Consider the following 14093-nt stretch of genomic DNA (forward strand, 5'->3'; position numbering starts at 1 on the left):
TACCAAATATTAAGCTTTCTGCGTCGAATTCTTACTGCTCACTAATTGACCTCCACCGTTGTTCAAATATTCCTCAATGCCTTCCGCTGCACGATAAGCTAATGCACCTACCGTTGGTGTAGGATTATTGCCACTATTATGGGGAAATGCTGACGCACCAACAACGAACATGTTCTCACAATCCCACATCTGTAAATAATTATTAACGGCAGAAGTTTCCGGATCTTCCCCCATAATTACCCCACCAGTGTTGTGTGTTGATTGGTAAGGGACAATGTCGTAGTCACCCTCTGTGTCGTTGTTTGGTGTCACAATGTCGGCCCCCATATTTTCCATAATTTCTGCGGCTCGTTCTGCCTGGTGTTCAGCTAGTTTACGATCTTGGTCAGTAAAATTATAAGTCATGCGTAATAAGGGATCTCCATACTGGTCCGTGTACGTTGGATCAAGATCCAAATAGTTATATCGATGAGGTAAACTTGCCCCTTGAGTTCCTATCGATAGCGTACGGGGGAAATAATGGATAGAAGCCTGTTTAAAATCGCTTCCCCATGATTTTGTATCAGGAGGTACAGGATTTGTTGCGATAGGTCGGTTTCCGCTTTGGCCTAAAGTTAATACACCCCCATGAAGAAAGTCCTGGTCGCTATGATCAAAGTTGTCCGCGTTATAATCTTCGATTCTCATCCCTAGTGCCCCTGCCCCAGCGTAAAGATTGAATTTTTCATTCTCAAACATCCCAGTAGCTCCAGCCCCAATTTGGTAACAATAATGCTTGCCAATCACTCCGTCTTGTGTTTCGGAATCATATGGTTCACCAATTTCGGATTGTAAAAGCAACCGGACGTTATTCATGACATAGGCTGTTAAAATAACAATATCTGCCGGTTGAAAGTATTCTTGTTTTGTCGTTTCATCGATAAAATAAACCCCGTCAGCGATATCCCCGTCTTGCGATATTGAACGAACATTTGCATGTGTATGAATTTCAAAATTGCCCGTTTCTTTGGCAGTTGGAATAACCGTAATAAGGGGATCTGCTTTGGCTTGATAATCACACCCGAACCTTTCACAAAATGCGCAATATTTACATTGTTCAATCGTTTGCCCATCCGGATTGGTATATTGTTCAGATAAATTCGCTGATGGTTGAATGTAGGGATGATAGCCCATTTCATCTGTTGTCGCTTTAAAAAGTTTCATTGCCCGTGTCTCAAGCATAGGAGGGGTCGGATAATCATCAGAACGAGGCGGTGTCATTTCATTATCTTCCCCGGAAACCCCAAGCGTTTTTTCAAACATGTCATAATAAGGTTCAAGCTCTTCATACGTCATGCCCCAATCTTGCAACGTAATGTCCTCTGGAATCTTATCTTCTCCATAACGTTCAATGGTTTGGGAGCGAATTTCAAGGTCATAAGGAAAGAACCTAGGGCAAACACCATTCCAATGAACTCCCGCCCCACCTAGTCCACTTCCAAGCAAAAATGAACCAAGTTGACGCATGGGCAAAGCACGCATGTCTTCATCATTACGCATCGTTATCGTTTCTTTTGAAAGATCTTGCATAAGATCATAATCTAATGCGTATTTTAATTCATCTTTAGGCATAGTAAAGTCGTCAACCGTACGTTCTTCCCCACGTTCAAGACCCAAAACTTCAAAGCCTTGTTTCGCTAACTCTGCTGCTATGATGCCACCTGCCCATCCAACGCCAATAATCACAGCTTGCTTATGTGGTAATTCTGTAGCCATAATAAGCCTCCCTTGTTCGAAAATTAATTGTGATCATGTAAACTTACCGGTTCCATATCCTGATATTCATCATCTTCAATCATGTGAATATACGCCATTTGAGGACCTGGATATTCCTTCATGCGCCAGCCATCCATATTTTGATTGCCACCGTACACAGGATCAGAGTATGCGCCTCTTAATGTCGCATCACGCAAAACCTCAAAGAAAGCCGCCGAATCCATACCTGGCATTTCTGGTTCCCCATTCTCAAATGCTTCCAAGATTTCGTCTTGTTGCTCTCCTTCGAGGTCAAAAAAAGCTGTATTGAAATTTTCGTTAGCGATGGACTGAATCAACCGGACTCCCTGCAAAAAAACATCTCGACGGTTCATCGAGCTTTGATTTCCTTGAGTGGGTGCCCCCTCATAAAATGGACCTTGCATATAATCACGTGCGTTAAAACCATACTCCCCCGCCAGTTGTTTATCAATAAAATATGGAACACCTAAAGCGATTGCGCCAGGTCCAATATCATCTTCAGGATAAATACGCTCCACTGCTGCACTAAGTACTTGAAAATCTTCCGGACGTTTAAAAAACATTCTAGCTTCTTGAAAATTATTAGACTCGCCGTCTGTTTCAGCCTCTCCAGCTGTCTCAGTGTCTGTTCCGGCAAACCATTGGTTTCCAAGAACTCCGCCTAGAACTCCTCCGCCGACAACTCCTCCTGCTACGAGTCCCGTATTTTTAATAAATGTACGTCGGCTGATTCCTTCATTTGAAGATGCAGCAGCTGTTTCATCCCTATTCGATGATGACTGATTGACATCTGTCTGTTTATCATCATTTTTTTCCACCATATTTTCTCCCTCCCGATAGCTTTGGTTATTAACGGCTATTTTTCTAACATATTAATATGTGTATTGCTTCCTTGAATGGGCATTGATCCACTCCCTTCTTTCATTTAGTTAACTTTCGCAACAAGCGTCACAATGTTTAATTTCCCTGACCATTATCTATTTACCGCTTTATTATTTACTATTATGATCGTATTGCAACGATATGCCACTTGTCTTAAACCCATTCTCTGAAGAGATCATATGTATTCTTCAACCATGGTGTTGCTTTTTTCTAACGCACGATTTGAGAAACATGTATGCAAAAATCATATAGCAATATGAGTAGTTTAAGAAAGACATCAGATAAAGAATCAAAACAACAGGGGCAACAGCTAGAAACAGGAATATGCGAATAACCATGCCACGGAATTAACTATCATTGTTTATTATCTTTGATATATTTTTAACTTTTACTATTTCTCATTATCTATCCGCTTACTCCTGTTCCCATCTTTGAATTCATTAACGATACTTATTCTTTTTGTGTACTCTCTGATTCCTTGGCTTCATGAGATTCCTCTTTTTTTGCCTCTTCTTCCTCATCACCCTGTAGATTCACATCATCCATGATCTGGTTGGTGGATTTCTTAAAAGCCGATAATGTTTCACCAAAAGCAGAACCAATCTGTGGCAATTTTTTGGGACCAAAAATCAGTAACGCTATTAACAATATAAGGATTAACCCGGGTATGCCAATCGTTCCTACACCACCCATATCATTCGCCCACTTTCTTTATAAAAATCTACCAAATATTAAGCTTTCTGCGTCGAATTCTTACTGCTCACTAATTGACCTCCACCATTGTTCAAATATTCCTCAATGCCTTCCGCTGCACGATAAGCTAGAGCTCCTACTGTACCTGTTGGATTATAATTTCCGAAGTGTGGAAACGCAGATGCTCCTACGACAAACAGATTTTCTGCGTCCCACATTTGTAAATAGTTATTGACGGCAGAAGTTTCCGGATCATCACCCATTATTACCCCTCCGGCATAATGTCCTCCTGTGAAAGTATTATCAAATTCTTCGGAAATTTCTTCTGCATCTACAATATCCGCCCCCATTTCTTCAGCAACTTCTCGACATACCTCTACACCATAGCTCATTAGATTACGATCTTGATCGGTATATTCATTTGTCACACGAAGAAGCGGATCTCCATATTGATCCTTGTAGGTTGGATCGAGATCCAGATAATTAAAACTCCACGGAAGTGTCCCCACTTGAAAATGGACTCTCAAATTTCGGTTTGTATAATACAATGATTTCTCTTTAAATTCCTGTCCCCAATTTGGCGTCCCTTCTGGAACTGCATTGTTATCGATCGGTCCGTCGCCATACTGTCGAATTTCTACTTCTCCTCCATGCAAAAAATCCAGATCTGTGTGATCAATATAATCTCCAGCATAATCATCAAACCCCGCACCTAAAGCTCCAGCACCCATATGGAGGTTAAACTTTCGATCGTTAAAAAAAGCTACTGCACCATATTTGCTCAAAAAATGTCCAGTAAAGTTTTTGCCGATGACACCCTCCACAGTGTCAGGATTATATGGAGTACCGATTTCAGACAGCAGTAAAAGGCGTGTATTGGTAAACGTGAAGGCGCCAAGAACAACAACATCAGCCGGTTGTTCATACTCAATACCGGTAGTCGCATCCTCATAGATCACACCCGTCGCTTTTTCTCCATCGTAATTTACACGACGCACATTGGATTTTGCTCGTAATTCAAAGTTCCCGGTTTCCTCAGCGGTAGCAAGTACTGTTACAATAGGATCTCCTTTTGCGCCATAATCGCATCCATAAGCACTGCAAAAAGCACAATACTGACATTGAGCAACGTTCTGTCCGTCGGGATTTTCATAATTTGTCGTGCTATTGGCTGCAGGAAGCATATATGTGTGATTGCCGAGATTTTCAGCTGCATCTCTAAATAATCGAATATTAGGGGTTTCAACCATTGGAGGATTAGGATAATCATCAGAACGATCAGGACCTAGCGGATTAGGTTCACCGGATATTCCTGCCGTTTTTTCAAAACGATCATAATAAGGCTCAAGTTCTTCATAAGAAATGCCCCAATCTTGGATAGTCATCCCTTCAGGGATTTTCTCCTCACCGTAGCGATCAACAGTTTGGGTGTGGATCTCAAAATCATAAGGCAGGAATCGAAAAGTCACCCCTGACCAATGGACACTCCCTCCGCCTACATCATTACCTACATTCATGTCATCTTGCATTCGTACCGGCAAGGCCGTAATGTTTCGTTTATGCCGTGAAGTGACCGTTTCACTAGATAAGTCTTGCATCATTTCATGACGCGATGTAAAACGTAATTCATCTTTCACATGCATATAATCTTCCACAGATTTTTCTTCCCCTCGTTCTAAACAGACAACGTCATAACCTTCTTTGGCCATTTCGGCACTCACGATACCACCAGCCCAACCGCTCCCTACGACAAGGACTTCAACTTTATCTAATTGTTCTGGCATTTTATCCCTCCAAAGAATTGTTAGTAGCCTAATGATGGTCTCTAAGACTCAGAGGTTCCGTTTCTATAAATTCTTCATCTTCAATGACATTGATATAAGCAGGCTGAGCACCTGGGTATTCCTTCATGCGCCAACCCTCCATATTTCTATTTCCCCCGTAAAGAGGATCAGAATATACACCTTCAAGCGTTACATTTCTAAGCAATGAAAAAAATAGTGCGGATGAGGCTCCTTTCATCTCCACATCCCCATTATCAAAAGCCATCAAAACTTCATCTTGCTGTTCTATTTCTATATCAACAAATTTTTCTTGCCATTGCTCTTCACTAACTTCATTGATCCTTCTGAGCCCTACAATAAAGAGCTCATTTCTTCTCATTCTCGATTGATATCCTTGTTCAGGTTCACCTTCTTGAAAGGGACCACGCATATACTCTTTTGCGTTTAAACCCCAACTCCCTGCCAACTGTTTATCAATAAAATATGGAACACCTAAGGCAATCGCCCCGGGACCATTTTCATCTTCGGGGAAAATTCGTTCGACAGCCGCATTTAAAATATTAAAATCTTCATCCCGGCTGAAAAACATTCTAGCTTCTTGAAAATTATTAGACTCGCCATCTGTTTCAGCTTCTCCAGCTGTCTCAGTGTCTGTTCCGGCAAACCATTGGTTTCCAAGAACTCCGCCTAAAACTCCTCCGCCGACAACTCCTCCGGCTACGAGTCCCGTATTTTTAATAAATGTACGTCGACTGATTCCTTCATTTGAAGATGAATTAGTTGTTTCATCACTATTCGATAACGACTGATTAACATCTGTCTGTTTATCATCATTTTTTTCCGCCATATTTTCTCCCTCCCCGTAGGTTATTAACGGCTATTTTTCTAACATATTCATATGGGTATTGCTTCCTTGAAGTGGTGATCCACTCCTTTCTTTATCTGGGTAACACTCATCATTGTATCTACGCTTGAACAATTCATTTTCATAATAGATACATAATTTATCTACCTGTTATCTTTTTGCCGTTTTATTATTTACTACTATGATCGTATTGCAATGATATGCCACTTGTGTCACACTCATTTTCATTAGTTCTGAGGAGATCGTATGTGTTCTTCAGCCATGGTATTGCTTTTTTATGATGCACGATTTAAGAAACATATATGCCAAGCTCATATAGTAATATGAGTGGTGTAATAAGAAAGACGTCAGATAAAAAATCAATAATTTAAAAATAAACATCTGTTCCAATTATTCACCCAAAGATCTCAAAAACATCATGGCGATGAAACAACAAAGTAAATCAAATCGATAACGTTGTCATCAAGAAAAGAATGACTGCTGCGCGATAATCATCATTTCAAAATGAATGGCTCTCGAGCCGATCAGAAATGAATAAACGATGAGAAAAACAATCAAGTTATCCAAAAAATAATCCTAATATTAGTATCATTACTTTTATTGGCTAAAACCCAGTCGAGCAAACTCCCATACTTAGGCTAGTATTCTTAATAAACGCCCGACGGCTAATTCCTTCCTTCGACTTTTCTTCATTGTTATGATTTTCTGGATTCGTATTATTCTCTGCCATTGTCGACACCCCTTTCTCAATCGTTCAGTGCTATATCGCGCCATTACCTGATTGCCAATTTACTTAATATTATGATTTTATTACAATGATATGACACTTGTCAGAATCCGTAAAAAACCATAGGGCGACTTTGAAACTAAGTTCAGCCACCTCTATGGTCTTCTTTTTTATACATCATGGTTTCTCCGGCTTAAACACCATCGTCGCTTCCACGGCTTTTTTCCAACCATCATACAGTTCTCTACGCTCCGATTCTTCCATGGCCGGTTCAAATGATCGATCCACTTTCCATTTATTCGCGATGTCTTCTTTGCTTTTCCAGATACCGACTGCTAAACCTGCCAAATAAGCAGCCCCCAAGGCTGTTGTTTCACTGATGGTCGGCCGTTCTACCGGTGCATTAAGGAGGTCACTCTGGAATTGCATGAGGAAATTGTTTTCAGCGGCACCGCCGTCCACGCGCAACTTTGTCGAGGGGATGCCTGCGTCTTTTTCCATCGCTGCCATGACATCTTTCGTTTGATAGGCCAAAGATTCCAGGGTTGCCCGGACGATATGCGCTTTTTCCGTTCCCCTCGTAATCCCGAACATCGCTCCACGTGCGGCACTGTCCCAATAAGGGGTGCCTAACCCCACGAAAGCAGGCACAAAATATACACCTTCAGACGAAGGTACACGCATAGCAAAATCCTCACTATCCGGCGAATGTTCAATCATATTTATGCCATCCCGCAGCCATTGCACGGCAGAGCCCGCTACGAAAATACTGCCTTCCAACGCATACTCGACTTTTCCATCGATCCCCCAGGCGATCGTCGTCAACAACCCGTTCTCGGACGTGACTGCCTCTTCACCCGTGTTCATCAAAATGAAGCAACCCGTGCCGTACGTATTTTTCACTGTCCCTTTTTCAAAACATGCCTGCCCGAATAAAGCCGCGTGCTGATCTCCGGCTACGCCAGCAATCGGCACTTTCGAGCCAAAAAAATGGTAATCAACGGTGTCCGCATATACTTCCGACGAAGATTTCACTTCAGGGAGCATATTTTTCGGCACGTCTAAAATATCGAGAAGTTCTTCATCCCATTGCAAGTTATGAATATTAAACATAAGCGTACGCCCGGCGTTCGTATAGTCCGTCACGTGTGCCACGCCTCCGCTTAGCTTCCAAATAAGCCACGTATCAATGGTACCGAATAACAGATCTCCATTCTCTGCTTTTTCTCGGGCGCCATCGACATTATCGAGCAGCCATTTTACTTTTGTTCCCGAAAAATAAGGATCGAGCAAAAGACCTGTTTTCTGTCTAAACGTTTCATTGAATTCCTTTTCCTTCAAATGATCCACAATCGGTTCTGTTTGCCGGGACTGCCACACGAGCGCATGGTAAATCGGCCGACCCGTATGTTTATCCCAGACAACCGTTGTCTCCCGCTGATTCGTAATCCCAATACCGGCGATTTCATCCGGTTGAATGTCCACTTCTGTAAAAAGACCGGCGATAACCGCAAGGACAGAACCCCAAATTTCATTCGCGTCATGCTCCACCCAACCGGGCTTTGGAAAATGCTGTGTAAATTCTCTTTGTACCGAGTGGACTTCCTGACCTTCTCCGTCAAACAAAATCGCCCGTGTGCTTGTCGTCCCTTGATCAATCGCTAGAATGTGTTTTTTTTCCATGAGATTTCCTCCTCCCTCTTTTTAATTAAATATTCTTCCATATGCTCTTGATTTCTTAGAATTTCATGCCCTTAGGATTTTGTAGCACCAGAGTGCGCCCTTCGCTAGATGAATATTATTGAACAAAAGGAATTATATTCAATAAGAAATCCATCCTCTTACCCAACCCCTAGGGGTTGGGTAAATTAGGATAACCGTGCGTTTACATTCGCCCACGTCATAGATGGTCGCTTAACCTCCCATCTATCTCTGGATGGTTGATGATCCACACATTCCTTCGTCCGGCGTATCCATGTGGTGGGGGCGGCTATGCTCCTTTGCTGGGTCTAAACCCGGAATGGATAAAATGGACGCCGCCTCGGCACTGTTGGTGTTTGTCTATCATTGACAAGACGTCACAAGAGATGGTTGAGTTGCTTTCTGCCTTAATTACGCGGCTTGCGCTTGGGCGCACCTCCGATACTCCCCAACCTCGGCAAAGAAAGCGGCAATCGTCATATCACCTAAGCCTTTGATCTCCCTTATTTGTTCGGCGCCAGGGAGATGCTCGAGCTGTTCGGTCAATTGCGCTTCCAATGGCTCGAGTTGCCGGGCATAAAGATCATACTGATCCAGTAACGCGTCTAATTTCTGGCGGGCAAAGCGAAGTCCTTCGGTGATGCCGACACTTTTTTTAGCAGCTTCATGTAGCTTTTGGGCACGGGCGAATCCTGTGTGTCGCTGCGTGTGCGCTTTCCATGCTTCCACGATGTGTCATTCCCGCAATAGCTTGGGGGAGAAAGGTTGGGGGAGAGTATCGCCCGTCTTTCACCTGTTTAGCGATCACCATCGCATCTTTCGTGTCATTTTTACTTGGTGAATGATCATCGATTTCCTTGAGACGTTTGACGTGCATGGGATTGACCAACACCAGCTGATGGCCGCACGAGTCAAGATAATCCGCCAAGCTAAACCAGTAGTGGCCGGTGGGCTCCATGCCTACCACCATGTGCGTTTTTTGATGGTTCGCTTGATGATCTTCAACCCAGCGTAGAAACTTTTCAAAGCCATCACGATCGTTAGAGAACGCGACGCGCTTCCCAAACTCGAAGCCGCGATCATCAATGGCACGAGCAACATATTTGTTCTTGGCAATGTCGACGTCAATGATGAGTGTTTCAGGGGTGATTTGAGCGAGCTTTTCATTTTGTGTATCATTCATGATGAGTCCTCCTTGGTAGTTATCAATTTAGAGGTCGATGAGTGATCATCAGACACTCCGTACTATACCAAGGGGGCTCTTTTGTGTTCAAAGCTCAAAATTCCCCCTAACAGGAATGCTTTTTTATCCTAAAAGCAGTACATACAAAACTAACCCAAAACCACTGTCAACAATTGGATCACAGACTTCCAGCAGCAACCACCGTATTGGATAGAGCAAAAAAAGTAACGATAAATGAATTAATGAATCCACCTACCCAGATAGAACCAGTTTCCTTAAAGAATATTCTTGCGTACAATGCTGCAATCGGCAGGATGAATAGTAGTCCAAAGAGTATCACCCCTGCAAGTGCAGAAGTTGTACCTTCCGGGTAAGGGACTGCTGGGAATAACTTGACACCTGTCGTATATAATGCCAGATAGTCTAAAAATGAAAAGATGACCAAGCTGGCACAACTGGCTATTAAAATTAGCCCTACATTTTTCCATTCTTTAGCACCTTTTATTCTCGTTGAAAGGTTAAAAGTAAGACTGCTGATGATGAAATAAAAAGCGAAAAATGGTAAATAAACAAGCAACATCCCGACTTTTTCAGGGGTGATCGTTTTCAAACTTAGTACATAAAATCTGAAATCAGTAAGAAACCAATAGTTTGCTAGCGATAGAAATACATAGGCACTTGCAAAAACAATAACGGCCAAAATCAATGATTTAAAAACTTGAATCAATGGAAGTTGAACGCCTATATCTTTTAATTTCGAGCCGTTTTTCCTGGCGATAAAATAAAATGTCGCAATAAATAAACCAAGTGCTATAATTCCACTAACGATATTAAATATTACAAGACCGTTCATTACAGGCATTGGAAAGATGTCATTTACCGGGAATATTGTCGGAATATAACGGTCCAACGGCTTCATACCAATAGGATAACCCATTGCCCACATATAAATAAATGGAGTAGGTATTAAACCTACAAGCAATAATAACCAATAGGTTAGTTTCGACTTAGTATTACTTATTATACTAAGTGAACTAGGTTCAGGCCTGATAATCGTATTAAAGAAAGGGAGTTTTAATAATAACAGACCAAAAGTAGGAATAAACAAAAAGAAACCTATCAGTGCAACACCTGTCGAGATCTCCTTCCAATGCCAAACTTGATTTGTAACAGAATCTTCACCTTGCAGTAATGTTATGTCAAAAAAATCTATAATATCATTCGCAGCTTGATGGGAATCTGTCATTCTAGGATGATTGATTGAAGGTTGATAAATAACCCGTAAATTGTTGTCGTCAGCTGCTTGAATTGCTGAGGAGCGATCAATTTCACCCTCGTCACCGTAATGATAATAAGCGCCATATTCCGCTCCGGTGAATCCCATTCCTGCCTCTGCAGTTGACGTGATATTAATGTCGCTTCCTTTCTCTACGTCCCACATGCCTTCAGTCCATTCATCATATTGACCAAATACCACGCCCAAATTAACGGGGTAATCAGAATACATAAGCTCCTCGTTCTCTTCATTTACCAAAAATGATTGTGAGGTAGGGAGTAATGCATTGGGGGTGACAATTGATGGATCATTTTCTTGTTTTTCAAATGCTTGAAGTGCAGCAAATTGTAAGTTGTCTCCACCCATTGAGTGACCAACCATACCTATTCTATCAACATCTACATAAGGAAGTGTACCAAGATATTGTAGAGCAGAATAGACACCCTGATCATTCACAATCCCATTGTTTATGTCATCGTCAGGAAATGTAGATAATCCGTGACCATACGCATCCGGGGAAATGACAACCATGCCGCGACGCGCTAATTCGATGGCGTTAGTAGATTGCATTTCCGCTGTATTATTGTAACCATGAGCGGCTACTACTGCAGGGACAGATTCGCTGTCAGTTGCAGATTCGGGCACATAAAGCATCGCTCTAAGCTCGGCACCATCCTCTGTAACAATATTAACATCTGATATATCAATTTCTCCATTATCACTATGAAACATGCTAGCTGATAAAGAGCCCACTGCCATTAGAACAATGGATAAAACAAATATAATTTTGACCTTATTCTTTTTCATTTAGTATTCTCCTTTGAGTCGTGACACAAAATAAGATATTTGGAAAGATAGGAGTCGCTGAATAGTAGATTATTACTGGATCAGAACCCCTATTTGAAGCGTTTTCAACTATAGCAATCAAGACCTCCTTTCTAAATGCCAAAAAAAACCTATACTTTAATAAGCACTTTTAAAATGCAAAGGCTTAAAAAAGTATAGGTCTCTCAACATCTCAACCATAGTTAACTTGTCAAAAATATAGTAACTTTTTGTAATGAATTTGTCAACACACAATAAACTACGTCAAGGTCATCCATACTTTGTTTCCAACTTCATCTGTGCTGGCTCGAGTGTTTAAAGTATTCTATATAACATGTTTCTCGATCCTCTTAAAACGAATAATAAACAATAAATTGATCAATGATGATTTTATAACTGCCTTCCCATCCATCATTTTCCGACTGGTACGCTTGTACCTAAGAGAGAGACTTTTTCTTTAATGTTTTTGAGCAAACGTTTTTTGTATTCCTTTGTTTCAATCCAAGTAAAGTGGCGACTGCGAATATTGCGAAAGCCTACTAATGATTGCTCAGTCCATTCTAACTTCATTTAAACTTCTCCCTGATCAATCATTTTCATAACTTCTTCTGTCGTATAAGTTTTTCCATCCAATATATCCTTTTTTGCTTGAAGTAATTTTTGTTTTAGTTCCGGATCTGCTTCAACATCTTCTGCAACCGTTGTTTCTGGTTCTTCACTTAGATATAGGTAATATTTCTTTCCATCTATTTCAATAACCGTGTCACCATCGTGGATGATTCCTTTCATTATTTCCGCAATTTGACCTTCAAGCTTCTTCATACAATCATCTCCTGGAAGAAAGTTTCGGACTTTATCTTTATTATACAACATTTTAAATAAACCAGCGATCTGTTCACAACCAATTAGCTAAATCAAATGATCAGGATTAAAATGAAGAATGCTGCTTGATTTTCGAAATTCGGCTAGACGAGCACGAAGGAACCGCCCACTATTGTTAGCCATTTATCTAATTTATTAAGCTAAGTTGATTAATTAGAGACTGCTGAATAACGGAAAAAGACTGGCACATAAGCATTTTCCGTTGGTGTTGTCGAAGCTGGATGCAAGGAAATCCATCCTATAAACAAAAAAACCCTTGCACTTCTGGCAACGTACGGAGGGACGGTGCTGCAATGGCGAGACTCCAGCGGAAAAACGGACGCGTCAAGACCCCGCAGCGCCGGTTTTGCGCGAGGAGGCTTGACCGTTCGTCCGCGGAAAGCGAAGCCATGGAAGCGACATCCCGGCTTCAGCTGATAGCTGCAAGTTGTTCAGCATTCCCTAATTAGCTAAAAATGTCTAACAATATTAAATGCATTAGCTAAGAAAAGATACTGGAAAGGTGAGGGTGCCCTCAACCAAAGTGCGAAATCGAAAAATACTTAAAATACGTGGGTGCCAATGAAGAGATCATCGTAACGAAAAGCGGGGAGGACATTTCCAGAACCTCCCCCTGCATTGACGAAAATACTATCATTGAAGAACGAGCAAAATACCGTTCTTCGGGCAATTGGTGGACTTATGAAGAATTTCTGGAGTTAACGGAATAATCGGAACAGAGATTTGAATTAATTGATGACTTCATCTACAACTTAATCCCCCTTCCTATAAACACCAAATCCTATATAAAGAATGCCCACCAAACGGTACGTTCCGAGATATTTGAAGTGGAGCAGATTTGACAGATGTGTTTGCATGACTTCGGCATATGCAAAACCACCGCCCGCAAGCGATGGTTGTAAATAATTAGGGACTGCTGAATAACGGAAAAAGACTGGCACATAAGCATTTTCCGTTGGTGTTGTCAAAGCTGGATGCAAGGAAATCCATCCTATAAGCAAAAAAACCCTTGCACTTCTGGCAACGTACGGAGGGACGGTGCTGCAATGGCGAGACTCCAGCGGAAAAACGGACGCGTCAAGCCCCGCAGCGCCGGTTTTGCGCGAGGAGGCTTGACCGTTCGTCCGCGGAAAGCGAAGCCATGGAAGCGGCATCCCGGCTTCAGCTGATAACTGCAAGTTGTTCAGCAATCCCTAATTATATTCGATTTACGACTGATTCTGGGATTCGGACGTCGTGGTCGTCGTTTCCTCATTGATTTCTTTTCTTTCCGATTCGGGTGGGTCATCTTCCATCATCTGCGAGGTGGATTTTTTGAATTCATTCAGTGTTTTCCCGAAAGCGCCGCCGATTTCCGGTAATTTTTTCGGTCCAAAAATCAAGAGAGCGATTAAAAGGATGAGGATGAGACTGGGAATGCCAATATTTGGAAGCACAATGTTTCCTCCTTTTTCAACATAGGCTGTATCTTTACTGCTTAGTATGACCATAAAAGAATG

Annotated in this window: 15 protein-coding genes; 2 read left to right on the forward strand and 13 right to left on the reverse strand. The window is 41.8% G+C overall.

What is annotated here, in order from left to right; translation table 11 throughout:
* Positions 1-9: 9 nt before the first annotated feature.
* The 11 genes from HUG20_RS15095 to HUG20_RS15145 all read right to left on the reverse strand — a co-directional run bounded on the left by HUG20_RS15095 (position 10) and on the right by HUG20_RS15145 (position 12534).
* The gene (locus HUG20_RS15095; protein WP_200085521.1) at positions 10-1755 is read right to left on the reverse strand and encodes a GMC family oxidoreductase; all 1746 of its coding nucleotides are present in this window, start codon (positions 1753-1755) and stop codon (positions 10-12) included.
* A gap of 23 nt (positions 1756-1778) precedes the next feature.
* The gene (locus HUG20_RS15100; protein ID WP_343073184.1) at positions 1779-2594 is read right to left on the reverse strand and encodes a gluconate 2-dehydrogenase subunit 3 family protein; all 816 of its coding nucleotides are present in this window, start codon (positions 2592-2594) and stop codon (positions 1779-1781) included.
* A gap of 514 nt (positions 2595-3108) precedes the next feature.
* A complete protein-coding gene (gene tatA, locus HUG20_RS15105) occupies positions 3109-3351 on the reverse strand; it encodes a twin-arginine translocase TatA/TatE family subunit (protein ID WP_200085523.1) in 243 nt (80 codons plus the stop codon).
* A 38-nt stretch (positions 3352-3389) separates the two neighbouring features.
* The gene (locus tag HUG20_RS15110) at positions 3390-5135 is read right to left on the reverse strand and encodes a GMC family oxidoreductase (RefSeq protein ID WP_200085524.1); all 1746 of its coding nucleotides are present in this window, start codon (positions 5133-5135) and stop codon (positions 3390-3392) included.
* Positions 5136-5163: 28 nt separating this feature from the next.
* Positions 5164-5982, reverse strand: a complete 819-nt coding sequence (locus HUG20_RS15115; RefSeq protein ID WP_200085525.1) for a gluconate 2-dehydrogenase subunit 3 family protein — start codon at positions 5980-5982, stop codon at positions 5164-5166.
* Positions 5983-6904: 922 nt separating this feature from the next.
* Positions 6905-8410: a glycerol kinase GlpK gene (gene glpK, locus HUG20_RS15120; protein ID WP_200085526.1), complete on the reverse strand. Its 1506-nt coding sequence runs from the start codon at positions 8408-8410 to the stop codon at positions 6905-6907.
* A gap of 429 nt (positions 8411-8839) precedes the next feature.
* Positions 8840-9157 carry a hypothetical protein gene (locus HUG20_RS15125; protein WP_200085527.1) on the reverse strand — a complete coding sequence of 106 codons (318 nt, stop codon included), beginning with the start codon at positions 9155-9157 and terminating at the stop codon, positions 8840-8842.
* Positions 9093-9611 (reverse strand): IS110 family transposase, encoded by a 519-nt coding sequence (locus HUG20_RS15130; RefSeq protein WP_200085528.1) that lies wholly within the window; start codon positions 9609-9611, stop codon positions 9093-9095. Before HUG20_RS15130 ends, HUG20_RS15125 begins: the two co-directional genes overlap by 65 nt.
* 178 nt (positions 9612-9789) lie before the next feature.
* Positions 9790-11694 (reverse strand): alpha/beta hydrolase, encoded by a 1905-nt coding sequence (locus tag HUG20_RS15135; protein WP_200085529.1) that lies wholly within the window; start codon positions 11692-11694, stop codon positions 9790-9792.
* Between the two features lie 429 nt (positions 11695-12123).
* The gene (locus tag HUG20_RS15140) at positions 12124-12282 is read right to left on the reverse strand and encodes a hypothetical protein (RefSeq protein ID WP_200085530.1); all 159 of its coding nucleotides are present in this window, start codon (positions 12280-12282) and stop codon (positions 12124-12126) included.
* Positions 12283-12534 carry a hypothetical protein gene (locus tag HUG20_RS15145; protein ID WP_200085531.1) on the reverse strand — a complete coding sequence of 84 codons (252 nt, stop codon included), beginning with the start codon at positions 12532-12534 and terminating at the stop codon, positions 12283-12285. It lies immediately after the preceding gene.
* Between the two features lie 345 nt (positions 12535-12879).
* On the opposite strand from HUG20_RS15145, the gene HUG20_RS19605 reads away from it, so the two are divergent.
* On the forward strand, positions 12880-13011 hold the full coding sequence (locus HUG20_RS19605) for a hypothetical protein (RefSeq protein WP_281392430.1): 132 nt from the start codon (positions 12880-12882) through the stop codon (positions 13009-13011).
* 335 nt (positions 13012-13346) lie between these two features.
* Here the strand turns inward: HUG20_RS19605 and HUG20_RS15150 are convergent, their stop codons facing one another.
* The gene (locus HUG20_RS15150) at positions 13347-13574 is read right to left on the reverse strand and encodes a hypothetical protein (RefSeq protein ID WP_200085532.1); all 228 of its coding nucleotides are present in this window, start codon (positions 13572-13574) and stop codon (positions 13347-13349) included.
* A gap of 66 nt (positions 13575-13640) precedes the next feature.
* Here HUG20_RS15150 and HUG20_RS19610 point away from each other — a divergent pair, with 66 nt between their 5' ends.
* On the forward strand, positions 13641-13763 hold the full coding sequence (locus tag HUG20_RS19610) for a hypothetical protein (protein ID WP_281392431.1): 123 nt from the start codon (positions 13641-13643) through the stop codon (positions 13761-13763).
* A gap of 39 nt (positions 13764-13802) precedes the next feature.
* Here HUG20_RS19610 and tatA (HUG20_RS15155) read toward each other — a convergent pair whose 3' ends face one another.
* Positions 13803-14030, reverse strand: a complete 228-nt coding sequence (gene tatA / locus HUG20_RS15155; protein WP_200085533.1) for a twin-arginine translocase TatA/TatE family subunit — start codon at positions 14028-14030, stop codon at positions 13803-13805.
* Between the last annotated feature and the right edge of the window lie 63 nt (positions 14031-14093).

The organism is Salicibibacter cibi (assembly GCF_016495865.1).
Classification (GTDB): Bacteria; Bacillota; Bacilli; order Bacillales; family Marinococcaceae; genus Salicibibacter; species Salicibibacter cibi.

Excerpts from the sequence above, each read along its gene's own strand:
- HUG20_RS15145 (WP_200085531.1), bottom strand. The coding sequence starts at position 12,534 with ATGAAGAAGCTTGAAGGTCAAATTGCGGAAATAATGAAAGGAATCATC.
- HUG20_RS19610 (WP_281392431.1), top strand. The coding sequence starts at position 13,641 with ATGGCGAGACTCCAGCGGAAAAACGGACGCGTCAAGCCCCGCAGCGCC.
- HUG20_RS15095 (WP_200085521.1), bottom strand. The coding sequence starts at position 1,755 with ATGGCTACAGAATTACCACATAAGCAAGCTGTGATTATTGGCGTTGGA.
- HUG20_RS15135 (WP_200085529.1), bottom strand. The coding sequence starts at position 11,694 with ATGAAAAAGAATAAGGTCAAAATTATATTTGTTTTATCCATTGTTCTA.
- HUG20_RS15140 (WP_200085530.1), bottom strand. The coding sequence starts at position 12,282 with ATGAAGTTAGAATGGACTGAGCAATCATTAGTAGGCTTTCGCAATATT.
- tatA (WP_200085523.1), bottom strand. The coding sequence starts at position 3,351 with ATGGGTGGTGTAGGAACGATTGGCATACCCGGGTTAATCCTTATATTG.
- HUG20_RS15110 (WP_200085524.1), bottom strand. The coding sequence starts at position 5,135 with ATGCCAGAACAATTAGATAAAGTTGAAGTCCTTGTCGTAGGGAGCGGT.
- glpK (WP_200085526.1), bottom strand. The coding sequence starts at position 8,410 with ATGGAAAAAAAACACATTCTAGCGATTGATCAAGGGACGACAAGCACA.
- HUG20_RS15130 (WP_200085528.1), bottom strand. The coding sequence starts at position 9,611 with ATGAATGATACACAAAATGAAAAGCTCGCTCAAATCACCCCTGAAACA.
- HUG20_RS15115 (WP_200085525.1), bottom strand. The coding sequence starts at position 5,982 with ATGGCGGAAAAAAATGATGATAAACAGACAGATGTTAATCAGTCGTTA.